Raw genomic sequence first — 24,131 nt, 5'->3', positions numbered from 1 at the left:
TATATATACCCAAAAAAAGAAAACCCAAGTGAGTCTACACATCTCACTTGGGTTCTTTGTTACCTTGCTTAAAGCTACTATTTTTCGATTTCGATACTTTCTACGCGAGCTTTAAGTTTTTGACCTGGGCGGAAAGTAACAACACGGCGGGCTGAAATAGGAATATCTTCACCCGTTTTAGGATTTCTTCCTGGTCGCTCATTCTTGTCACGAAGGTCGAAATTACCAAAACCTGATAGTTTCACCTGCTCGCCACTTTCAAGAGCTTTTCTGATTTCTTCAAAGAAGACTTCCACCGTATCCTTGGCGTCCCGTTTGCTTAATCCAACATTCTCAAACAGGTTCTCAGCCAAATCGGCTTTTGTGAGCGCCATAGATCATTCCCTCAAGACTATGTTGAATGGAGTACAGATATACACCGTATATCTGCTGCGAATTAGTTTCGTGAGAACTGAGCAATTTATCAACGAATCACTATGCACCATATGTCGCATAATAACTGCTCACCCTCAACTAGAGACAAGTTTAAGCCAACTTGCTGATTTCCGCCAACTTTTTTAATTAAAGTTATCATCAAATAATTGATTTTTAATAGCAAGAAAAGGCTAATTCCATGCACCCGGTTGTGCTTAGAGATCACATAACCCCAAAATTAGTCCTGTTAAATCAGGGGCATACCGAATAACTCTCTAAAATAAGACCAAGAATCAGTAAATAGCGCTATCTATCAGAATGTTAGATATTTTTGAATACAGATCAAAAAAAAGCAGCCTTTTACGGCTGCTTTCATAAAACAATGACTTAAATAACAAAAAATTGCCGATCTAAGACAGATTGTTAATCAGTTAGTCACGCAGGTTTGCACCGAAACGCTCAGCCAATACTGCAACGATACCGTCTACGGCACCGGCAATGTCAGCTTCTTCCAGCGTACGCTCAACCGACTGCAGTGAAAGGGCAATTGCAAGGCTCTTCTTGCCTTCCTCTACGCCCTTACCTACATAAACGTCAAACAGTTTTGCGTCAGTCAGGAACTCGCCACCAGCTTCCAGACAAGCGTTAACGATGTCGCCAGAAGCCACTGCTTCATCAACAACAACCGCGATGTCACGACGGTTTGACGGGAACTTAGACAGTGCAACCGCTTCTGGAATCACTTTAGTGTCAATCGCAGACCATTCGATTTCGAATACGATCGTGCGGCCGTTCAAACCAAACTTACGCTCAAGCTCTGGGTGAACCGTACCAATCACACCCACTTCTTTGCCGTCTACAACAATTGCTGCTGACTGGCCAGGATGAAGTGCAGGATGCTTAGCCGCTGTGAAGCTGTAAGCCTTCTCGTTAGCAGATAGCTCAAGGATCGCTTCCAGATCGCCTTTCAAGTCAAAGAAATCAACAGTGTTGGTTTCGATGTCCCAATGCTCTTCGCTACGCGTACCGGCGATAACACCAGCCAGCATAGGCTCTTGGCGCATACCGTTTTCAGCAGATTCACACGGGATGAAACGCAGGCCGTATTCGAATAGGCGAACACGTGGCTGCTGTCGCTTCTGGTTGTGAACAACAGTGTTAAGCAGGCCTTGGATTAGACCAAGACGCATTGCAGACATATCCGCAGAAATCGGGAAAGGCAGGACTAGCGGCTCAACACCAGGAACGATCAGCTTCTGCTGCTCTGGCTCAACAAAGCTATAAGTGATCGCTTCTTGGTAACCACGGTCCACAAGCAGGTTACGAACACGCTTAAGAGGAAGCTTAGCTTCAACGTGGTCGTGCATCTTAAGTGCTGCAGCAGGGTTCTGGTTTGGAATGTTGTCGTAACCGTAGATACGGCCAACTTCTTCGATCAGGTCCTGTTCGATAGCAATATCGAAACGCCATGTCGGTGCCGTTGCAGTCCAGCCAGCATCAGTCGCTTCAACCGTCAGACCAAGACGCTCAAGGATCTCAACTACATCAGCATCAGCAATGTGGTGGCCTAGCAGGTTGTCCAGCTTAGTACGACGTAGTGATACTGTGTTTGGCTTAGGAAGATCAGCCTCAGACTCAACAGCCACAACCGGTGCAACTTCGCCGCCGCAGATTTCAACGATCAGCTGAGTTGCACGCTCCATTGCGCTGTACTGCAGTGCGTAATCCACACCACGCTCAAAACGCATAGAAGAGTCAGTATGCAGACCATAGCTACGCGCGCGTCCACGAATATGGTCAGGCGCGAAGAATGCACACTCCAGCATGATATCTGTTGTACCAGACATCACACCAGACAGTTCACCACCGAAGATACCGGCGATAGCCAGTGCTTTGTCGTGATCGGCAACAACCAGCGTATCGGCATTTAGCTCATTCTCTGAGCCGTCAAGCAGCGTCAGCTTCTCGCCCTGCTCTGCCATACGAACCACAATGCCACCATTGATCTTGGAAAGATCAAAAGCGTGCATTGGCTGACCCTGCTCAAGCAGTACATAGTTTGTAATATCGACAACCGGGTCAATTGAGCGGATACCACAACGGCGCAGTTTTTCCTGCATCCAAAGTGGTGTTTCAGCTTTTACGTTGACGTTGCGAACTACTCGACCAAGGTAACGTGGACACGCTGCGCCCTCTTTAACCTCAATCGATACGGTGTCATCAATAGACGGAGCAACAACGTCAAACTGAGGCTCAGCCACGTCAGCGCGGTTAAGTACACCAACTTCACGTGCAAGACCACGGATGCTGAAACAGTCAGCGCGGTTTGCAGTCAGATCAACATCAACGGTAACATCGTTAAGACCCAGGAATTCACGGAAGTCAGTACCGATAACAGCGTTTTCCGCAAGCTCCATGATACCGTCTGATTCTACGTCAATACCCAGTTCAGTGAATGAACAAAGCATACCGTGAGAAGGCTGACCACGCAGTTTCGCTTTCTTGATTTTGAAATCACCCGGCAAAACAGCGCCAACAGTTGCAACAGCAACCTTCAGGCCCTGACGGCAATTTGGCGCACCACATACGATGTCCAGAAGCTCTTCTGCACCAACATCAACTTTGGTAACACGTAGTTTGTCGGCATCCGGGTGCTGACCACACTCGACAACCTGACCAACTTTAACGCCGGTAAATGAGCCAGCAACAGGTAGTACATCGTCTACCTCCAGGCCAGCCATAGTAATTTGGTGAGTAAGCTCGTCAGTAGTAACCGCAGGGTTTACCCACTCACGAAGCCATGATTCGCTGAATTTCATAGTGTTTGAACCTCTGGATTACTTGAATTGTTTTAGGAAACGCAGGTCGTTCTCGAAGAACGCACGCAGATCGTTTACGCCATAACGAAGCATGGTCAGGCGCTCTACACCCATACCAAATGCGAAACCAGAGTATTTCTCAGGGTCAATGCCTACGCTGCGCAGTACATTCGGGTGAACCATACCGCAGCCCAGAACTTCAAGCCATTTACCGTTCTTGCCTTTAACGTCTACTTCTGCAGAAGGCTCTGTGAACGGGAAATATGACGGACGGAAACGCACTTCCACTTCTTCTTCGAAGAAGTTACACAGGAAGTCATGCAGAATGCCTTTCAGCTGAGCGAAGTTTACGTTCTCGTCAACCAGCATACCTTCCACCTGGTGGAACATTGGGGTATGAGTCTGGTCATAGTCGTTACGGTAAACACGGCCAGGTGCGATAAAACGGAATGGCGGTTTACCGTTTTCCATTGTACGGATCTGAACACCCGATGTATGGGTACGCAACATAAGATCAGGGTTAAAGAAGAAAGTATCATGATCCGTACGCGCCGGGTGATCTTCTGCGATATTCAGAGCATCAAAGTTATGGAATGCATCTTCAATCTCAGGGCCTGCCTCAACGTTGAAGCCAAGTTCACCAAAGAACTGCTCAATACGTTCAACAGTACGAGTAACAGGGTGCAGGCCACCATTCTCAATACGGCGACCAGGCAGAGTCACATCGATAGTTTCTGCAGACAATTTTGCTTCCAGCTCAGCACGCTGTAGTGCTTCTTTACGAGCAGAAATCGCCTGCTGAACAGCCTGCTTAGCTTTGTTGATGTTCTGACCAGCTTCGCGGCGTTCTTCCGGTGGAAGTTTACCCAAGCTCTGTAGTTGAAGGGTTAGTTCGCCCTTCTTGCCCAGATACTGGACACGGACTTCGTCCAGAGCGACTAGTGATTCAGCCTGCTCAATAGCTGCCGTTGCGTTGGCAATAATCTCGTCTAGATGTTGCATCGTTTCCTCATCCACCCACAGGTGGCGTCCTTAAGGGAGATATAAATTCGCGTAACGATACATACTAAAGAAACATGCGTCTAAATCCAAATTGAATCGCAATAAAAAGAGGGAATTGAACAAAATTAATGCCGCTTTGGTTCTTAGTGGTATAACACTTTCATAAATAAGTAATCAATCGCGTGGTGCCATGAAAAAAGGTGTAACTCTACGATAGTACTTGAATATAGTTATCAAGATACGAATGATGCCCCAGTATGAACACATTTGCTTATCTGATTATAGAGTGAAAGCTTAAATGAAAAGAGTGCACGCATTTGATAGCCTGAAGTTACTGGCTATGTTGGCAATATTCGTTATTCATTATCCGATATTTTATGCCTATGGTGGCGAAGAAGAAAATGCCATTCATATCAGTCTTAATATAGTTGCCCGCTTCGCCGTACCATTTTTCTTTGCTGTCGCAGGTTACTTGTATTATTTCCAAAGCATGGCTGATACCAACCGCTACACCTGGCGGTATCTGGCAAAACTCATCAGGATGTATATTAGCTGGACCCTGATTTATGTCCTTATTACCGGAATCATATACCGGTTCTGGCATCCGGCCGAATTTACTGCCGCATTATTTTATGAAGCGCTCTATCACGGTACAGTAGGCTCGCAAATCATGTGGTTTATGCCAGCCTTGACGATCGCGGTATTCATTCAGTTCATTGCCAACAAGTTCAAAGCCGGCACCATTTTGTTTACGGTTGCCTTTGCCCTCCACCTTGTTGGCCTCAGCGGGCAGTCCTACCAACCACTGATACCGTTTGAGCTCTTCAACCCGGAAACAAATACCTTCTTTGTGAACTCTCGAGACCCCCTCTTCTTCGGCCTTTTCTACGTCACCCTTGGCTATCAACTGGCCAAGATAAATGCCGTCAGTCTCTTTAAAAAAATGCCATGGCCGGTGTACCTGGTTGGCGTTATGATTTTTTCCGGGCTATCAGTCGCAGAAGGCTTGTGGTTAGTCAAAGGCCATGGCGGTATCCTTGCCGACTATTATTTAATGACAATACCTGTGACGCTATCATTTGTTGCCCTGGCACTGACGCTGCCAAGAACAGACAAACCTTCGCTATTTGCAAAGGGCGGTGAACATAGTGGCGAGATTTACTTAAATCACGGCGTACTCAACATCACGGTAATGTCATTGTTTTTCCACATGGGGGCTTATTCTAACCCTGAGATTAACGCCGCACTGAGTAATAACCTAGCACTGCAAGTGCTGCTTGTACCAGCCGCTTTTACTGTCAACCTGATATTATACTTTTCACTCAGGAAGCTATTCCAACGCTGTTTTGGCAAGCAGGTGCTCGGGGCTTACCGCGAGTCAGCTATGGTACTCAGCGCTTTCTGGCTATTATTTTTCTATGCGCAAGACGGGCAGAACGGCAGTTTATTTGACATCAGTAACCCAATGACGATCGCTAAAGCTATACTTGTCTGCTGCATCAGCTATTATGCTTTTCTTCGCTGGCTTACCCCAGGGAGCAAGCAAATGACAGTGCCTGCCTACAAACATATTGGCGTTGTCATCGTTGTTTCCGGCTACTGGTTAGCACTTTCTATGACAGGGTTGCTAAACATGCTGCTGGGAGTTTATCAAATGGATATAAACCCATACCTTGCTGTACTCTCTAGTCCGTTAGTTACCTTCAGCGTTCTGATTATTATCTCTGTAGGAGTCACCCTCGCGATTCAGAAGTTAGCTTATTCCCCTCGTATTAAATCCCAAAAACAGATAGGCGAAAGTTACTGAAAAACTTCCCTATAACGAGCTAGCCTATATTGCCGAGCACTGACTCTTCATTATGAAAAATCAGTGCTCGGCTTAAGGCTTAGCCTTCGCGAATAAAGAACAGCTACTCGCTTAAGTATTATTTAGCACCGCAGTTTGACAGCCCAACTTCCTGCCAGACACCCCAAGGCCCCGAATCAGATGGGTTATCGCCCTGAGTCCACCACTGCGCTTGCCACACTTTACCGGCCCATTTCACTTTGTCGCCCTTGTTGTAAACCTTTACTGGGTCCCAGCTACCATCGCATGTACCAGAGTTTCCACTATCAGTGGCAACCGCACTGATGTTAGCGGTATAAACCGTCGTAGCCTTATCTGTTGAGAAATTCAGGGCAACCGTCGCCGCTCCTGCCGCAGAGGCGCCGAACTCAATCGCAACCGAACAAGCCTGGCTAGCATTTAATGTTGTGGCAGAACACGTGTCGCGACTGATCACAGGCCGCAGGGCTACCCCTCCGTAGCCAAGTTCAATATTGGTGACTGTAAAGCCTGTTGTGCCGGTATTGGTCAGCTCAAACGTATGAGTTTTAATTTCTCCAACCTTAAATCCGGCCAGCGTCTGCTGCTTAGTATACCCGACAGAAATGCTACCTGACGGGCTGGCAATGACGCTATCGACCCAGCTTCGCAAAGCCGCAATATCACTATAGACGCCATATTTGCCCGGTCTTGCACACCCAATCCCCCAACTTACCACTCCCAACTGAGTTATGGTTCCTGAGCGATTAACAACAATAGGGCCACCGCTGTCACCCTGACAGGAATCTTTGCCCCCCTGAGGTAACCCGGCACAGAATGAAACTGCACCAACATTGGTATAGCTGCCCCCGGCAGTACGACATGTCGCATCCGACACCAAAGGCACATCCACCTCCATAAGGACGGATGGCGAACTTCCGCCTTCCTGAGTGCGACCAAGCCCGGCAACCGTTAACCAGTCACCCACACCTGCATACTGAGTCAGCGAGCCCTGGGCTATCTCAACCATTTGTGCACCGACGGGTATACGGTCGAGTTTCAATACAGCGATGTCATTGTCCAGATTGCGCGAGTTGAAGTTCGGATGGATATAAATATTAGATACATTAACTCTTTGGCCATCTGTTCCATTATATTTCATCCCTCCTACCTTGACGGCGATCTGATTCGGAGCATCACCATCCACACAGTGGGCTGCCGTAAGAACATAGCCATCTCCCAGGTAACTCGCGCCACAGTAGGAACGGTTACTATATCTACTCACAATTTGCGTATAGAACCCCCACTCTGCCGCATTGGCAGGCTTGCCACCCACAATACGAGGTTCATTTTTTGGAGAAATAGTATTCCCGTTATCAGCTACCACCGGGATAGTAAACAACATCGCAGCAGCTAACGATACATGCCCTATTGATTTCAATTTATCGCCCTCTTGATTAGTGATTAAATAGTAAATAATTCATATATTTACGCCACATATCAAACCAAGCAGATTTATTTGAAATACCAAATCAGAGGCCTGCAAACTGTACAGAGTCTCGAGATAAATCCCAGTTATTCAATCAAAGATACATTCATTGCCCTATCAGAGTGACAGGCATCAATAAGAGAGTTGAGAGTTGAGAGTTGAGAGTTGAGAGTTGAGAGTTGAGAGTTGAGGCAACACGAAGAAGAGAGGTGAAGCAATAGGAAAGCAAAAAAAGAAAAAAGGAGAGCCGAAGCTCTCCTTTCCACATCAAAACTGGACTGAAATTACAGTGCAGCTTTTGCTTTTTCAACTAGTACTGTGAAAGTAGCTTTGTCGAATACAGCGATGTCAGCAAGGATCTTACGATCGATCTCGATAGATGCTTTCTTAAGACCGTTGATGAAGCGGCTGTAAGACATACCGTTCTGACGAGCAGCAGCGTTGATACGTGCAATCCATAGTTGACGGAAAGTACGTTTCTTGTTGCGACGGTCACGGTAAGCGTACTGACCAGCTTTAGTTACTGCTTGGAAAGCTACGCGGTAAACACGTGAACGTGCACCGTAGTAACCTTTAGCTTGTTTAAGAACTTTCTTGTGACGTGCACGTGCTTGTACACCACGTTTTACGCGAGGCATAGGAGACTCCTAACTAAATTAAAATATAAAACTAAAAACTATTAAGCGAACGGAAGCATACGTGCAACTGCTGCAACTTCACATGCTGGAAGAATCGCATTTGGACGAAGCTGACGCTTGTTCTTAGTAGTACGTTTAGTAAGGATGTGACGCTTAGTCGCGTGCTTAAACTTAAAGCCACCAGCAGTTTTCTTGAAACGCTTAGCAGCACCTTTGTTGGATTTCATCTTAGGCATGATGAGACTCCGCATTGTTGATAGTTAATAACATAGTAATCAGGCGAACAAAAAGCGCTGCGGTTAAGCAGCGCTTTGTGCTACTTGAATGCCGTAATTACTTCTTCTTTGGGGCAAGCATCATCGTCATTTGACGACCTTCAACTCGATTAGGGAAGCTCTCTACAACCGCTAGGTCAGCTAGCTCTTCCTTAATACGATTTAGAAGGTCAATACCCAGACTCTGGTGGGCCATTTCACGACCGCGGAAACGCAGTGTGACCTTACCCTTGTTGCCCTCTTCTAAAAAGCGAGTCAGGTTGCGCAGTTTTACCTGATAATCGCCTTCGTCTGTACCAGGACGGAATTTAACTTCCTTAACCTGGATTTGTTTCTGCTTTTTCTTTTGCTCTTTAGCAGCCTTGCTCTTTTCGAACAGGTACTTGCCATAGTCCATCACACGACAGACTGGTGGCTCGGCATTAGGGCTGATTTCAACTAGATCTACTCCAGCTTCATGAGCAATATTCATTGCTTCTTCAATAGAAACAACACCGACTGACTCGCCGTCAAGACCAGTTAAACGTACTTCACGTACGCCGCGAATTTCACCATTCAAACGATGTGCGTTTTGCTTAACTGGTGCTTGTGTTCTTCTTCCGCCTTTAATACCTTATTCCTCCAAAATATTGAGCTTGCGACTGCTAATTTCTTGCTGCAAGAATGCAACAAGATCGTCAATCTTAAATTTACCCAAATCTTTACCCTTGCGAGTACGAACTGCAATCTCACCTGCTTCGACTTCTTTGTCGCCGCAAACGAGCATGTAAGGCACTCGCTTCAAAGTATGTTCGCGAATTTTAAAGCCAATCTTCTCATTTCTCAAGTCCGCATTGACTCTAATTCCACTTTTTTGCAGTTTTTCTACTACTTCTTGTACATATTCTGACTGACTGTCAGTAATATTCATCACAACAGCTTGTTGAGGCGCCAACCAAGTCGGGAAGAAGCCTGCGTATTCTTCAATCAGAATACCGATGAAACGCTCTAGTGAACCAAGAATAGCACGGTGAATCATAACCGGAGTGTGACGCTCGTTGTCTTCACCCACGTATGTTGCACCAAGACGTTCAGGCAGAGCAAAGTCTAGCTGAACGGTACCGCACTGCCAAGCACGATCCAGGCAGTCATGCAGGGTAAACTCGATCTTAGGACCGTAGAATGCACCTTCGCCTTCTTGAATTTCAAAAGGAATTTCCATTGATTCAAGAGCAAGCGTCAGGTCAGACTCTGCTTTATCCCACATTTCATCAGAACCTACACGCTTTTCAGGGCGTGTAGACAGCTTAACAACAATGTTGTCAAAGCCAAATGTCTGATAAGTATCATAAACCATTTTAATACAAGATGTAACTTCTTCTTGTACCTGAGCTTCTGTACAGAAGACGTGTGCATCATCCTGAGTAAAGCCACGCACACGCATAATGCCGTGCAGTGCACCAGATGGCTCGTTACGGTGACATGAACCAAACTCGGCCATACGCAATGGCAGATCACGGTAAGACTTCAGGCCTTGGTTAAAGATCTGAACATGACCTGGGCAGTTCATCGGCTTGATAGCGTACTCACGGTTCTCTGAAGAAGTTGTGAACATTGCTTCTGCGTACTTGTCCCAGTGACCAGAACGTTCCCAAAGAACGCGGTCCATCATCAGAGGACCCTTAACTTCCTGGTAACCGTACTCAGTCAGCTTCTCGCGAATGAATACTTCCAGATCACGGAAGATTGACCAACCGTTGTGGTGCCAGAACACCATACCCGGCGCTTCTTGCTGCATGTGGAAAAGATCAAGCTGCTTACCGATTTTACGGTGGTCACGCTTTGCGGCTTCTTCCAGGCGAGTCAGGTGCGCCTTCAGTGCTTTCTTATCATGGAAAGCAGTACCGTAGATACGCTGAAGCATCTTGTTGTCGCTGTCACCACGCCAGTATGCACCAGCAACGTTCAGCAGGGTAAAGTGCTGACAGAAGCCCATGTGCGGTACGTGCGGGCCACGACACATATCGATATATTCTTCGTGGTGGTACAGGCCAGGACGATCATCACGAGAAACGTTCTCGTCAAGGATTTCCACTTTGTACGGTTCTTCACGTGATTCAAACGTATCACGTGCTTCCTGCCAGCTTACCTTTTTCTTGATAACTTGGTATTTGGTCTTCGCCAGTTCTTTCATACGCTTTTCAATCTTTTCAAGATCTTCTTGCGTAAGTGACTCGTCAAGGTCAATGTCGTAGTAGAAGCCGTTGTCGATGGTTGGACCAATCGCCATTTTCGCTTGTGGGTAAAGCTGCTTCAGCGCGTGGCCGAGAAGGTGAGCACACGAGTGGCGAACGATCTCGAGACCGTCTACTTCGTCTTTAGCCGTGATAATTTCAAGGCTAGCATCTTCTTCGATAAGGTCACACGCATCGACGCGGTTACCATTAACGCGACCAGCAATGGTCGCCTTCGCAAGACCAGGGCCGATCGATTGCGCGACTTCAAAAGTAGAAACTGGATTGTCAAATTGACGCTGACTGCCGTCAGGAAGAGTAATTACAGGCATGAATATGTCCTTTCACAGTGGTGCCACACACCAAGTAGCACATGTTGAATATATATAAGCTTTGGATAGCTTAGATGAATGAGTAAAAGCTTCTGAGCCAGTCCCGCAATACTGAGCAGTACAGAGAACAGAAACGAAGGTGGAACTATATCAAACGGTTGTAACTGATTGCAAAGGCCCTGACAAATTTAATTGTTTTATACCCAAGCTACCTCTCACACGACATTAAAAGCATTTTTGTACTCGATTGTAATAGGCTGTGACATTTCCGGACAATCCTTGGATAGCCTATACCAAACCCATTTTGTACAGTGTTCACATCTTGATTAATGACAACAATTCAAACTCATAGACGGAATTCAACCATGAAAAAGCTAGCACTGTTCATCGCCGCGTCACTTCTATCCTCGCAGGCATTTGCAGGAGACACCTATATTCGCAATGGTAATATTTACACCAACGAGGGAGCAGGTTTTGTAGAAGCAGGCGTTGTTACCGGCAGCGAACTATACAAAGGCCAGGATAAAACAACGGCCGTGGTACTTAATGGTGGTTATCACGGCGAAGACTTCAACATTGACCTCGGTGGTATCAACTATCGCTTTATCGGTACTGACAATGATCTAGTCAATATGAGCGCTTATTTTACAGCAGGTGGTACCGGATATGACGCTGATGATGCTGACGTATTGAAAGGAATGAAGGACCGTAAGATGAGCGGCGATCTTGGCCTTAACGCTGACTTCCATCTTGGGCTGGGAACCGTCTCCACATTCTTACAACACGATGTTACCGGGGCCTATAAAGGATTCATTGGCGGTGCCAAGTACTTTCACGTGATGAACTTAGGGGTTGCTGACTTCGTACCGTTTGCGGGTGTTAGCTACCTGAGCAAAGACTTTGTCGACTATTACTATGGCGTTAAAGCCTCAGAGGCGACCTCGACCCGCAAAGCGTACAAAGGTGATAGCGACTTTGCCTTCAATGTCGGATATAAACTTGTGGTCCCTGTAACAGACAGTATCGACATTACTCAAAGCACAGCCTATACCCGTCTGGGATCTAAAATCTCGGACTCACCGATTGTAGATAGCGCGAACCAATGGGTCGTAGGCGCAACCGTTGCCTACCACTTCTAACTATTGCTTTCATAGCACTATATAGGGAGTTGCACCTGCCCTTGGGCGCAGCTCCCCTATTAACTTACCTCTGCTATCACAACAGCAAGCTCCTCCCCCCCTTCAAGTAGATTATTTCTGCTCCTGATCAGAACAAACTTGAAATACAGCGGAAAAATTGCTTTCATTTGTATAGGCAATTATGGAATGACAGCAATGGCTCAGTCACCGCGATACCTTCAAATAAAAAAATACCTCAACGACAAGATTCAATCACGCAGTTGGCCACCTGGTTACAAGATCCCAACAGAAATTGAGCTATCGGAGCAGTTCTCCGTCAGCCGTATGACCGCAAACAAAGCGATTCGCGACTTGGTTAAAGACGGTTTTCTGGAGCGAACCCCTCGGCTCGGCACGTTTGTCTGCCAAAAAAAAGCCGAGTCACCACTGATGGAAATTCGCAATATAGCTGCAGAGGTCAAAAATCGTGGCCATGATTATGCCAACAAGGTGATTAACCAAACGACAGTAGAAGCCAATGATGACATTGCTCTGTGGCTAGGTGTTCGCCACGGAACCAGTGTCTACTTCACTCAGATAGTCCACTATGAAAATGACACCCCAATTCAGCTCGAAGAACGCTGGGTAAACCCCGACTTTGTCCCCGATTACATAGAGCAAGATTTTACCCAGCAGACCCCTAACGAATACCTGGTACAAACCTGTCCGCTGAGCGACATTGAGCATACTGTCGAAGCCATTTTACCGGCCAAGCGCGTATCGGATCTGTTGATGATGGCTTCGGGTTCACCGTGCCTGTTGCTAAACCGCCGGACCTGGAGTGATAAGAACCTGATCAGCACCGCGCTTCTCTATCATCCGGGAGATAAGTATAAACTCAGCTCGAGAAGTCAGGTTTAACACTGACAGCCTCGCGCAATGTCAAGCTAGGAACTTAATACTTTATTATCAAGTACCTAGCTAATTTCCTACGCCAGTAAGACAACGAACAGCGAGAACTCACCGCCTACGCCACCTCCTCACCACGGCTATACAATAAATCGTCAAAGAGAAGTATCACTTTCCCGATCAATCACCAGTTTTTTACTCACTGTCAGCCAATAATTACAATTCTGATCACATTTTCTTTACATAACATCTTGAGTTTATCTCAATAATTGTCTATTTATTTGTATATACATAATCAACATTGAAGATAAACGTCCATGGATCGAGTACTGACGAATCTAAAAATGGTCACCATGCAGCCAGAAGCTGGTTACCAAATCATAGAGAACGGCATGATTGGCATCCGAGAAGGCAAAATCATGTTTGCTGGTCATGCTGACCATGAAGATTTGCATGGCCACCCTGATGTTATCGACTGCCATGGCGCACTCGTCACTCCAGGACTGATCGACTGTCATACTCACCTAATTTTCGCAGGCAACCGGGCCAACGAATTCGAGCAGCGTCTAAACGGCGTTCCTTACGAAGAAATTGCCAAGGCCGGAGGCGGTATTCTGTCAACAGTAAAAGCGACCCGCGAAGCCTCGGAAGATGAGCTCTATGAACTGGCAGTCCAGCGCCTCAATGGCCTGAAACAAGACGGTGTTACCACCGTCGAAATCAAATCCGGTTACGGTCTGACTATAGATGACGAACTGAAAATGTTGCGGGTTGCGCGCCGTATCGGCGAAATGACGGATATCAAAGTCACCACGACGCTTCTTGCGGCCCATGCCCTGCCACCAGAATACACTGGCAAAAGTGATGACTACATTAAATTTGTCTGTCACGAAATCATCCCGGCTGCCGCCAGGGAAAAACTGGCTGATGCCGTCGATGTCTTCTGTGAAGGGATCGGCTTTAGCATCGAGCAAAGCCAACGCGTTTTCACCGCAGCAAAAGCACACGGCCTGAGCATAAAAGGACATACCGAGCAGCTTTCCAACTTGGGCGGCAGTGCGCTGGCAGCAAGCATGGGTGCAACTTCCGTTGACCATATTGAGTACCTCGACGAAGACGGTGTTGCTGCCCTGGCAGCCAACAATACGGTCGCTACCCTGTTGCCAGGTGCCTTTTACTTCTTGCGCGAGACACAATATCCGCCTATTGAACAATTACGCCAGCAAAATGTACCTATGGCTATCGCCACCGACTTTAACCCAGGTACATCACCGATTGCGTCGTTGCGCACAATGATGAATATGGGCTGTACCCTGTTCCGACTCACACCGGAAGAGTGTTTGCGAGGTGTGACTTGCAATGCCGCTCAGGCTTTGGGTCTGCAGGAAGCTCGTGGACAAATTGCCCTTGGCATGGATGCCGATCTTGCTATCTGGCAGGTCGAAACACCAGCAGAGCTGTCATACCGCCTTGGTGTGCCGGATCTCATTGCCCGTGTGGTAGATGGTCATGTCTTTCCCCTGAATGGAGATCAGTTAAATGTCAATTGATATGAGTCCGTGGCAGGGTCGGAGAGATCCTGAAGATGGCAAGCTAGGTCTGCGCTGGCACCAGAAAGTACAGCCAGCAGATCAGGCCAATGAAGAAGGGATCATGATACTCGGTTTTGCCTGCGACGAAGGCGTTTCCCGAAACAAAGGCCGTACAGGCGCCTATGGTGCGCCGGTCGCGATTCGCAAAGCACTGGCCAACTTGGCCTGGCACCACACCGAGCCCGTCTACGACGGCGGTGATATCAACTGTAACGACGGCAACCTCGAACTGGCTCAGTATCGCTTGGGCGAAGATGTCAGCAAAGCGCTGCGCCAGCGCCATAAAGTGATTGTCTTTGGTGGCGGGCATGAGGTGGCTTGGGGCACCTTCCAGGGGATTGGCAATTACCTGGTGCAAAAGCAGCATGTCGCTAATCCGGACTCTGACCAAGACTTTGAGGAGCCAAGCTTAGAGCCAGCGCCAACTGTCGGGATCATCAACTTCGACGCCCATTTTGATCTAAGGAACCCACCAGCCGGACATCAATCTGAGATGGGTAGCTCAGGCACCCCTTTCCATCAGGCAGCACGCTTTTGTCAGCTGCAAAACTGGCCCTTTAAATATGCCTGTCTCGGCCTGAGCCGTACCAGCAACACTCAGGCACTGTATGCCAAAGCTGATCGCCTAGGCGTGCTCTATAAAGATGACACCAAGCTGACGCATCAGCATATCGAGAAAACAGCTGCTGAGCTTCAACTATTTATCGATCAATGTGACTACCTCTACCTCACCATTGATCTGGATGTATTTCCCGCCGCAGTGGCCCCCGGTGTAAGCGCACCGGCTGCCCGCGGCGTTCCGTTTGATATCGTCGAGTTACTGCTTGAGCCGATCCTTGCAGCCAAAAATCAGGAAGGTGAATCCAAAATCCTGGTTGCAGATCTTGCCGAGTATAACCCTCGTTTCGATATCGATAACCAAACAGCACGGTTAGCCGCAAGGTTAGCCTGGACAATCGCCCGTGCCATTCGCTAACTGAATCGGTACTGCAAGGAGAGCCAAATGACGCAATCTACGTCTCAACAACAATCAAACCCACGTTTAGATGACACTAGAACAATTAAAGCCCCAACAGGGACACAACTAAATGCAAAGTCATGGTTAACAGAAGCCCCGCTAAGGATGCTGATGAACAACCTGCACCCGGATGTTGCCGAGCACCCTCACGCGCTAGTCGTATATGGTGGCATCGGTCGTGCGGCCCGTAACTGGGAGTGCTATGACAAGATTGTTGAAGTATTGCAACGTCTGGAAGACGACGAGACCTTACTGGTTCAGTCCGGTAAGCCTGTTGGTGTTTTCAAAACCCATAGCAATGCGCCGCGTGTATTGATCGCCAACTCAAACTTGGTACCACACTGGGCAAACTGGGAGCACTTTAACGAGCTCGATAAAGAAGGCCTGATGATGTACGGCCAGATGACAGCGGGAAGCTGGATCTATATCGGCTCTCAAGGCATTGTTCAGGGCACCTACGAAACCTTCGTTGCCATGGCACGACAGCACTTTAACGGTGATGCCAAAGGCCGTTGGATCTTAACCGGTGGTCTTGGCGGTATGGGTGGCGCTCAGCCGCTGGCAGCGACAATGGCGGGATTCTCTATGCTGGCTGTCGAATGCGATGAATCACGTATCGACTATCGTCTACGCACCGGCTATGTCGATTGCAAGGCAACCAGCCTGGATGAAGCACTGGCAATTATTGAAGAGTCGAAACAAACCGGCAAACCGGTTTCCGTTGGCCTGCTGGCAAACGCGGCAGATGTCTATCCGGAGCTAGTTGAGCGCGGTATTGTTCCTGATGCCACCACTGACCAGACCTCGGCGCATGACCCTCTAAACGGCTACCTGCCGAAAGGCTGGAGCATGGAATACGCTGCCGAAATGCGAACCAAAGACGAAGCCGCAGTTGTCAAAGCCGCCAAGCAGTCAATGGCAATCCAGGTACAGGCGATGCTGGATCTGCAAAAAGCCGGTTCTGCAACAGTCGATTACGGTAATAACATCCGCCAGATGGCATTTGAAGAAGGGGTTGAGAATGCCTTTGACTTCCCGGGCTTTGTTCCTGCCTATATCCGTCCGCTGTTCTGCGAAGGTGTCGGACCATTCCGCTGGGCTGCCCTGTCTGGCGATCCGGAAGACATTTACAAAACCGACCAGAAGGTAAAAGAGCTTATCCCGGACAACCCTCACCTGCACAACTGGCTCGACATGGCCCGTGAGCGTATTCAGTTCCAGGGACTACCGGCTCGTATCTGCTGGGTTGGCCTGAAAGACCGTGCTCGTCTGGGTAAAGCGTTTAACGAAATGGTTAAGAACGGCGAGCTGAAAGCGCCAATTGTTATTGGCCGCGACCACCTGGATTCTGGCTCTGTTGCCAGCCCGAACCGCGAAACCGAAGGTATGATGGATGGCTCTGATGCCGTATCAGACTGGCCACTCCTCAATGCGCTGCTTAATACCGCTTCTGGCGCAACATGGGTATCTCTGCACCACGGCGGCGGTGTCGGCATGGGCTTCTCGCAGCACTCAGGCATGGTTATCGTGTGTGACGGCAGTGACGATGCAGCCGAGCGTGTTGGTCGTGTTCTGCGTAATGACCCCGCTACCGGGGTAATGCGTCATGCTGATGCAGGCTATGACATCGCCATTAACTGTGCAAAAGAGCAAGGACTTGACTTGCCAATGATCACCACCCCGTCAGTATCAAAGTAATCAACGGTAGCAAGAAGGAAGTTGTATGTACCATTTAGAAATCAAGCCGGGAACGCTATCACTGAAGCTACTCCGCGAGATCAGCCGTCAACCTGTCGAGCTGTCTCTGCATGAGTCAGCACTGGAAGGTATGCAGGCAAGTACTCAGGCCGTTGAGCAAATCATCGCCGAAGATCGTGTGGTCTACGGTATCAACACGGGATTTGGGCTACTCGCCAACACCCGTATTGCTGTTGAAGATCTCGAGACCCTTCAGCGCAGCATCGTTCTCTCACATGCCGCCGGCATCGGTGAGTTCATGGACGACGCAACAGTTCGCCTAATGATGACTCTGAAAATCAACAGCCTTTCTCGCGGCTACTCGGGTATTCGTCCTCTGGTGGTCAATGCGCTGATGAAACTGGTGAACTCTGAAGTTTATCCGTGTATTCCGAAAAAAGGATCAGTGGGTGCGTCAGGTGATTTGGCTCCCCTCGCCCATATGAGCACAGTACTGCTTGGCGAAGGTCAGGCACGCTTCGAGGGCAAGGTGATCTCTGGTGAAGAAGCACTGAAAATCGCCGGTCTCGAGCCTATTACACTGGCACCGAAAGAAGGCTTGGCCTTGCTTAACGGTACCCAGGCTTCTACGGCCTTTGCCCTTGAGGGACTGTTTGCTGCAGAAGATCTTTATGCTTCCGGTACTGTCTGTGGAGCCATGTCAGTAGATGCGGCATTGGGTAGCCGCCGTCCATTTGATCCACGAATACACCGTGTTCGTGGTCATCGCGGACAGATTGATGCCGCAACGGCTTATCGACATATGTTGAGCAAAGATAGCGAGATTGGCCTGTCGCATCAGCAGTGCGAAAAAGTACAAGACCCATATTCTCTTCGCTGCCAACCTCAGGTAATGGGGGCCTGCCTACAGCAGATCCGCCACGCTGCCGACATTCTGGAAGTTGAAGCCAATGCGGTCTCGGATAACCCGCTGGTATTTGCCGACGATGGCGACATCATTTCAGGCGGGAACTTCCATGCCGAGCCTGTCGCCATGGCCGCTGACAATCTGGCGTTGGCAATTGCTGAAATTGGTAGCCTTTCCGAGCGTAGAATGGCCCTGCTAATCGATAGTGCCCTGAGTAAACTGCCTCCTTTCTTAGTCGACAACGGCGGCGTAAACTCAGGCTTTATGATTGCCCAGGTCACCTCGGCAGCTCTCGCTAGCGAAAACAAAACACTAGCCCACCCCGCTTCTGTTGATAGCCTGCCAACGTCAGCCAATCAGGAAGACCACGTTTCGATGGCGACTTTTGCGGGTCGACGTCTGGCCGATATGGCAGAAAATACCCGTGGTATCCTGGCCGTAGAGCTTCTGGCTGCTGCGCAAGGGCTGGATTTCAGAACCCCTAACAAGAGTTCAGAGCGCATCGAGCAGGCTAAAGCTCAGCTTCGTGAACGTGTTAGCTTCTATGATAAAGACAGGTACTTCGCACCGGACATTGAAAAAGCAAACCAACTGCTTAAAGAGGCAACCTACAACTCACTGATGCCAGAGCAGTTACTGCCAAGCTTGTAATCCCCACCTAATCAAAAGCCGGAAAATACCTTTTCCGGCTTTTTCATTATTTTGTCATCCTTTTAAATCAACTTTTTGAGGCTGAGTTGACTATTATTTAATAGTCGTCACCTATTCGGACAGGCTAAAACCTTGATAAGCGCACAGTAATTTGCTCAATAAATAGACTAAGATGTTGATGAGACAATTATAAAGTCTCGTATTATCTTGATCAGCCGTGGAGGGTGCTATGTGGCAAGCGATTTCTCACCAGCTTTCAGAAGTTTTAGATAAACCATTCAAAATCATTGAAAAGGAACCTCTTGAAGGCGGTGATATCAATGAATGCTACTGTATTGGCGATGGCAATGATCGGTACTTCCTGAAGCTCAATGATCGTGAGCAACTGATGATTTTCGAGACGGAAGCCGAAAGCCTTCATGTCCTTAACGAAGCTGATTGCATACAGGTTCCTGAATTTATTCACCTCGGTACCTGCCGCGACAAATCATTTCTGGTCTTAAACTACCTGCCAACCAAAGTGCTTGATAACGATGCCGCCTATACTCTCGGGCAAGAGCTTGCCAGGCTGCATTCCTGGGGCGAGCAGGCTGAATACGGTTTTGACTGGGACAATTATATCGGACTAACCCCGCAACCGAACAAGTGGCGTCGGCGTTGGTGTCGATTCTTTGCCGAACAGCGCATTGACTGGCAGTTGCAAATTTGTCAGGAGAAAGGCATCGATTTGGGCAATATTGATACCATAACCAGTCGAGTCATCGATCTTTTGATGCACCACCAGCCCAAACCATCACTACTCCACGGTGATCTCTGGCATGGCAATACCGCCGTTACTGTCACCGGACCGATTATTTTTGACCCGGCCAGTTACTGGGGGGATCGCGAGTGTGATATTGCGATGACCGAACTTTTTGGTGGCTTTCCGCCAACCTTCTATGAGGGTTACCAGTCTGTCTGGCCTTTGGATGAAGGGTATCAAGAGCGTAAAGAGCTTTATAACCTTTACCATGTGCTCAACCACTGTAACCTGTTTGGCGGTAGCTATATTGCCCAAGCTGAACATTCGATAGAGAAACTCGGCCTGCTCAAATAGTCAGGTGCCTTCGAGATTATTCTCTATCTAAGATATATGGTATCTTCAGTAAAAATTACAAGCTGAGCACTTGGCCGGTTATCCTGCCGAGCTCTCGGCTTGTTTTCGTTCATACTTTTACTGAGAGATATTGATGTTACAAGCAGCTGTTTTTGATATGGATGGCCTGTTGGTCGATTCGGAACCCTTCTGGCAACGTGCACAGGTTGAGATTTTCTCTTCGCTAGGCGTGCAAATTGAGCAAAAAGATACCCTGCAAACCATGGGACTACGCATCGATCAGGTCGTCGAGTTTTGGTATGCCAAACAGCCTTGGCAAGATCTCGACTGTGCCACAGTAACAGAAATGATTGTGGTGCGAGTTGAAGAGCTAATCAAAGAGCATAAGCCGATGCTACCGGGTGTACTTGAAGCCCTGGCAACCTGCGAACAGCTAGATCTGAAAATTGCCCTTGCCTCATCTTCGCCAATGCGTCTGATCCAGTCAACGCTGGAAGCCCTTTCCCTCGAAAGCAAGTTCTCTGCAGTACTATCTGCCGAACACCTTCGCTACGGCAAACCACACCCGGAAGTCTACATCAATGCCGCCGATGAACTGGGTGTCGCTCCGCAGGCCTGTGTCGCATTTGAAGATTCGGTAAACGGCTTGCTTGCTGCCAAAGCCGCACAAATGAAAGGTATTGCCGTACCGGAAAAAGCCTATGCCGATGATGCGCGCTGGGCGATTGCTGATAGAAAACTTTCCTCGCTTCACGAAGTAAACCAACAGCTAATTACTAGCCTGTAACACACCAGATCTTACTATGCTGAGGTAGAGACAAATCGCTCTGTCTTTACCTCTCTTTTTGCACCTCTACTACACTTCGAAATGTTCCCAAATTGACATTTTGTTAAGTAACATAAATCTTATAAAATAGAAAATATCCAGCCTAAAATCACAATCCCTGACAAAATATTCATTATTTCTTTGAAACTTTCTGACCAATCAAACTTTACAGTTAATTCTCGGCAAAAACGAATGCATGCCGCTAAAGTTTAGTTATATACAATTATTCCTATAAATCAGTAATGAAGCCGATTTTATGTGCTCAGCACCTCTACGGAGTACACTATGAAAAACTATACTGAACAAGGGGTTATCTGCCCTCACTGTGGACATAATATTAGAATAACCCTCGATGCAAGCGCAGGTAGCCAAGAATTTTACGATGATTGTCCGGCATGTTGCCACGCCATTCATTTAACGATGGAAGTTGATGAGTTGCATAAAACCATTAATCTATTCGTTGATGCCGACGATGAACAGATTTTCTAACTAATCTCCCTGGCAGGTGGCTGAATACCCATTCAAACAAACAATCCCTGCAACAGCAGGGATTGTTATTAAACAAAGCGCTACTAGGCGTTTTCTTTTGCCGCCAGCACTCGTTCAACGGTATCAACAATGGCCTGTGTCTGAGGATCGATTTCGATGTTCACAATATCACCAGCCTGGCGACGGCCAAACAAAGTTCTGTTAAGCGTCTCTGGAATCAGATGAACACAGAAGCTATTGTCTTTAACCTCCCCTATCGTCAATGAACAACCATCAATGCCAATGTACCCCTTGCGTAACACATACTTAGCGTAAGCTTCAGGCAGTTGGAACCAGAGAGTACAGTTATTCGGGCTGGTGATAACCTCGCTGATTTCTGTCGAAAAGTTAATATGTCCCGACATCGAATGGCCACCAATTTCATCGCCAAACTTTGCTGCTCGCTCAACATTCACGGCATCGCCGACTTTCAGCAGACCAAGGTTCGTTACCTTTAATGTCTCATGCATCAAATCAAAGGCAACCTCGTCACCAGAGCACGCCGTTACCGTCAAGCAGCAACCGTTATGCGCCACTGAGGCGCCAATCTCAAGCCCAGACAACAACTGCGACGGCATCCTAACAACATGGGTTTGAAACTGCTCTTTTTTGACAATCTCAATAACCTCGGCCGTACCATGAACAATCCCGGTAAACATGATCTCTCCTGTTCGTATTCAAAAGGGAATGATTGATTCCCTGCATGAGAGGGCTGCAACTTACTCAGCCAACCCTATAACTTAATCAAAGAATTTATAAAACACAGCCATAACATTTGTAACCATCGACAGGAGAATATATCCTTCGAGGCATTCAATAACAGCCTATCAACTCCTGAATAGCCCAAGGGTATAATATGTTAAAGCAATTCTCTAAAAACCTTGGCTTGCGTATTCAGTTAATCCTGACGCTTCTGGTTTTGTTTACGGCAATTCCTATAGGGCTGTTATGGTATCACAGCTCTGAACAGGTCAGGCTGCAAACCATTGAAAGGCTATACCACCATTCCAGCGAAACTATATACAACCAGCTGGATAACTTCTTTGCTGAAGCCAAGGTTGTCTATCAACACCAACAAAAAATAGCAGCAGATTTGCCCGCTATTGTACAGGATCGCGACAAACTCATTGTCTATTTGTCCAATGTACTAAACCATCACTTCTCCATCGACTATGTGTACTTTGCCAACAATAAAGGCGGGTTAATCTCTCTTGGGCAAGACTGGGAAAAACACTTCATTCGCTTGGAATCAGACAACAATGCAGCCGGGCCACTAACAAGCTATCAGACCCTGTATAACGGAAAAGGTGGAATTGCTATCTCTGCCTCGGAGCACTTTGATGCCAGAGAAAGACAGTGGTACCAGCGGGCCCTTACATCTGATAAACCTATTTGGAGTGACCTTTACCCGGGAGCCATAGATAAAAACTTACTGGGGATTACTTTATCCAAGGCAATGCGGGATGAAAATAACCAGATCATGGGGGTATGGGGGCTTGATATCACGCTCACCAGCGTGGTCAACGAACTGATAAAAGCCAAGCCCAGCGAAAATAGTACCGTTGCCCTCGTTAACGAAGACGGTCAAATCCTGGCCAGCAGTAACCCTTTACACAGCCCGATAGAAGGCCAGCTTATTAACGTAAAATCATCGCAGTCACACACGCTAAGTAAGCTCTGGCCGTTAATAGAACAGCATGCTATTCAAAGCAATAAAACCAATATTGATACCACGCTGCCGTTCACTTTCCAGGGCAAGTCTTGGGTTAGCCACTATACGGAATATCCCCTAAGCGCAAAACGTACCATGCGAATTGTGCTTTACTCTCCGTTATCAGACCTAACATCGGCCTTTCTACAGGCAAAACACTATGCAATCATTATTACTGTGCTAATGATTGCCGTTGCGACCTACTACGGCTCATTAGGCACACGGTATATACTGACACCTATCCGCCAGCTAACCAAGATTGCTGAGGAAATCAGCCAAGGAAAGTGGGATAAGAAAATTACAATTGATCGCGATGATGAAGTAGGACTGCTCGAAAAGTCGTTCAACAAAATGACCACACATATCGAATCAACTATCCGCCAGCTTGATCAACAGCAGCAGGAAACCAAACGGCTGAATGCGCTTCTCGAAGAACAGAACTTACAACTGGAGGAGCGAGTAAGAGCCAGAACAGAAGAGCTGAGTATCGCCAATCACCAATTACGCGAGCTTGCTTATATCGACCCGCTCACCGAAATTGCGAACCGCCGCCATTTCTGGGAACAATTCGAGCAATCCACCAAAAACGCAGATGGTTGGCTCCTTATTCTGGATATCGACAACTTCAAACAGTTAAATGATCACTTTGGCCATGTTACCGGCGACCTCGCTCTTCAGCACTTTGCCAAACGTTGCCAAAGCTGCCTGGCAGATGGCGACTACATTGGACGAATTGGGGGCGAAGAGTTTGCCATCTGGTCCGAAGGCAGAAACGCAGAGCAAGTCAAACAATTAACAGACCAAATTTTCGACGCGCTCGCACAAGAGCCGTTAACGGTTCAGGACATATCAATTGTGATTACCACCAGTATCGGTGCTACTCACTGTGTTCCCGGAAAATTGAGCTGCTATGCCATTGCTGATAGGATGCTCTATAAAGCCAAACAAACTGGCAAAAACAAAGCAGTTATTGATACCCAGTATAACTCAAAGAATCTGGCGTAATAACTCCAACAACAATTGTATCGTCGTTCCGAGGCGCTATAATCCTCCCTCGTTTATTTGTATTACTTTTCTCTGCTTCAGGAGCA

Annotated in this window: 20 protein-coding genes; 11 read left to right on the top strand and 9 right to left on the bottom strand. The window is 47.7% G+C overall.

Annotation, left to right across the window (positions count from 1 at the left end; translation table 11 throughout):
* Positions 1-77: 77 nt before the first annotated feature.
* The 3 genes from ihfA to pheS all read right to left on the bottom strand — a co-directional run bounded on the left by ihfA (position 78) and on the right by pheS (position 4,235).
* Positions 78-374: an integration host factor subunit alpha gene (gene ihfA / locus BIT28_RS10150; protein ID WP_075763434.1), complete on the bottom strand. Its 297-nt coding sequence runs from the start codon at positions 372-374 to the stop codon at positions 78-80.
* 471 nt (positions 375-845) lie between these two features.
* The gene (gene pheT / locus BIT28_RS10145; RefSeq protein ID WP_075763433.1) at positions 846-3,233 is read right to left on the bottom strand and encodes a phenylalanine--tRNA ligase subunit beta; all 2,388 of its coding nucleotides are present in this window, start codon (positions 3,231-3,233) and stop codon (positions 846-848) included.
* An 18-nt stretch (positions 3,234-3,251) separates the two neighbouring features.
* Positions 3,252-4,235: a phenylalanine--tRNA ligase subunit alpha gene (gene pheS, locus BIT28_RS10140; RefSeq protein WP_075763432.1), complete on the bottom strand. Its 984-nt coding sequence runs from the start codon at positions 4,233-4,235 to the stop codon at positions 3,252-3,254.
* 298 nt (positions 4,236-4,533) lie between these two features.
* On the opposite strand from pheS, the gene BIT28_RS10135 reads away from it, so the two are divergent.
* Positions 4,534-6,042 (top strand): acyltransferase family protein, encoded by a 1,509-nt coding sequence (locus BIT28_RS10135; protein WP_075763431.1) that lies wholly within the window; start codon positions 4,534-4,536, stop codon positions 6,040-6,042.
* 118 nt (positions 6,043-6,160) lie between these two features.
* Here BIT28_RS10135 and BIT28_RS10130 read toward each other — a convergent pair whose 3' ends face one another.
* The 5 genes from BIT28_RS10130 to thrS form a co-directional block, all read right to left on the bottom strand.
* Positions 6,161-7,444 (bottom strand): trypsin-like serine protease, encoded by a 1,284-nt coding sequence (locus BIT28_RS10130; RefSeq protein WP_075763430.1) that lies wholly within the window; start codon positions 7,442-7,444, stop codon positions 6,161-6,163.
* Positions 7,445-7,812: 368 nt separating this feature from the next.
* Positions 7,813-8,166, bottom strand: a complete 354-nt coding sequence (gene rplT / locus BIT28_RS10125; protein ID WP_007469869.1) for a 50S ribosomal protein L20 — start codon at positions 8,164-8,166, stop codon at positions 7,813-7,815.
* 41 nt (positions 8,167-8,207) lie between these two features.
* Positions 8,208-8,402 (bottom strand): 50S ribosomal protein L35, encoded by a 195-nt coding sequence (gene rpmI, locus BIT28_RS10120; protein ID WP_007469870.1) that lies wholly within the window; start codon positions 8,400-8,402, stop codon positions 8,208-8,210.
* A gap of 97 nt (positions 8,403-8,499) precedes the next feature.
* Positions 8,500-9,051 (bottom strand): translation initiation factor IF-3, encoded by a 552-nt coding sequence (gene infC / locus BIT28_RS10115; protein WP_075763429.1) that lies wholly within the window; start codon positions 9,049-9,051, stop codon positions 8,500-8,502.
* A 3-nt stretch (positions 9,052-9,054) separates the two neighbouring features.
* Positions 9,055-10,986 (bottom strand): threonine--tRNA ligase, encoded by a 1,932-nt coding sequence (gene thrS / locus BIT28_RS10110; RefSeq protein WP_075763428.1) that lies wholly within the window; start codon positions 10,984-10,986, stop codon positions 9,055-9,057.
* Between the two features lie 365 nt (positions 10,987-11,351).
* Here thrS and ompV point away from each other — a divergent pair, with 365 nt between their 5' ends.
* From ompV to BIT28_RS10065, 9 genes are all read left to right on the top strand, one after another.
* Positions 11,352-12,125 (top strand): outer membrane protein OmpV, encoded by a 774-nt coding sequence (gene ompV, locus BIT28_RS10105; protein ID WP_075763427.1) that lies wholly within the window; start codon positions 11,352-11,354, stop codon positions 12,123-12,125.
* 195 nt (positions 12,126-12,320) lie between these two features.
* The gene (gene hutC / locus BIT28_RS10100; protein WP_075763426.1) at positions 12,321-13,025 is read left to right on the top strand and encodes a histidine utilization transcriptional repressor HutC; all 705 of its coding nucleotides are present in this window, start codon (positions 12,321-12,323) and stop codon (positions 13,023-13,025) included.
* 305 nt (positions 13,026-13,330) lie between these two features.
* Positions 13,331-14,563, top strand: a complete 1,233-nt coding sequence (gene hutI, locus BIT28_RS10095; protein ID WP_075763425.1) for an imidazolonepropionase — start codon at positions 13,331-13,333, stop codon at positions 14,561-14,563.
* Positions 14,553-15,581, top strand: coding sequence for a formimidoylglutamase (hutG, locus tag BIT28_RS10090; protein ID WP_075763424.1), 1,029 nt, complete (start codon positions 14,553-14,555; stop codon positions 15,579-15,581). Before hutI ends, hutG begins: the two co-directional genes overlap by 11 nt.
* 27 nt (positions 15,582-15,608) lie before the next feature.
* Positions 15,609-17,321, top strand: a complete 1,713-nt coding sequence (hutU, locus tag BIT28_RS10085) for a urocanate hydratase (protein ID WP_075763423.1) — start codon at positions 15,609-15,611, stop codon at positions 17,319-17,321.
* 25 nt (positions 17,322-17,346) lie between these two features.
* Positions 17,347-18,879: a histidine ammonia-lyase gene (gene hutH, locus BIT28_RS10080; protein ID WP_075763422.1), complete on the top strand. Its 1,533-nt coding sequence runs from the start codon at positions 17,347-17,349 to the stop codon at positions 18,877-18,879.
* A gap of 229 nt (positions 18,880-19,108) precedes the next feature.
* Positions 19,109-19,975 carry a fructosamine kinase family protein gene (locus BIT28_RS10075; RefSeq protein ID WP_075763421.1) on the top strand — a complete coding sequence of 289 codons (867 nt, stop codon included), beginning with the start codon at positions 19,109-19,111 and terminating at the stop codon, positions 19,973-19,975.
* A 133-nt stretch (positions 19,976-20,108) separates the two neighbouring features.
* Positions 20,109-20,762 (top strand): hexitol phosphatase HxpB, encoded by a 654-nt coding sequence (gene hxpB, locus BIT28_RS10070; RefSeq protein ID WP_075763420.1) that lies wholly within the window; start codon positions 20,109-20,111, stop codon positions 20,760-20,762.
* A gap of 324 nt (positions 20,763-21,086) precedes the next feature.
* Positions 21,087-21,290, top strand: coding sequence for a CPXCG motif-containing cysteine-rich protein (locus BIT28_RS10065; RefSeq protein WP_075763419.1), 204 nt, complete (start codon positions 21,087-21,089; stop codon positions 21,288-21,290).
* 83 nt (positions 21,291-21,373) lie between these two features.
* Here BIT28_RS10065 and BIT28_RS10060 read toward each other — a convergent pair whose 3' ends face one another.
* On the bottom strand, positions 21,374-21,988 hold the full coding sequence (locus BIT28_RS10060; protein WP_075763418.1) for a riboflavin synthase subunit alpha: 615 nt from the start codon (positions 21,986-21,988) through the stop codon (positions 21,374-21,376).
* A 197-nt stretch (positions 21,989-22,185) separates the two neighbouring features.
* On the opposite strand from BIT28_RS10060, the gene BIT28_RS10055 reads away from it, so the two are divergent.
* Positions 22,186-24,045, top strand: coding sequence for a sensor domain-containing diguanylate cyclase (locus tag BIT28_RS10055; protein WP_075763417.1), 1,860 nt, complete (start codon positions 22,186-22,188; stop codon positions 24,043-24,045).
* Positions 24,046-24,131 lie beyond the last annotated feature (86 nt).

Source organism: Photobacterium proteolyticum (assembly GCF_001939735.1).
Lineage (GTDB): Bacteria > Pseudomonadota > Gammaproteobacteria > Enterobacterales > Vibrionaceae > Photobacterium > Photobacterium proteolyticum.
This window is presented reverse-complemented; position numbering and strand designations above follow the sequence as displayed.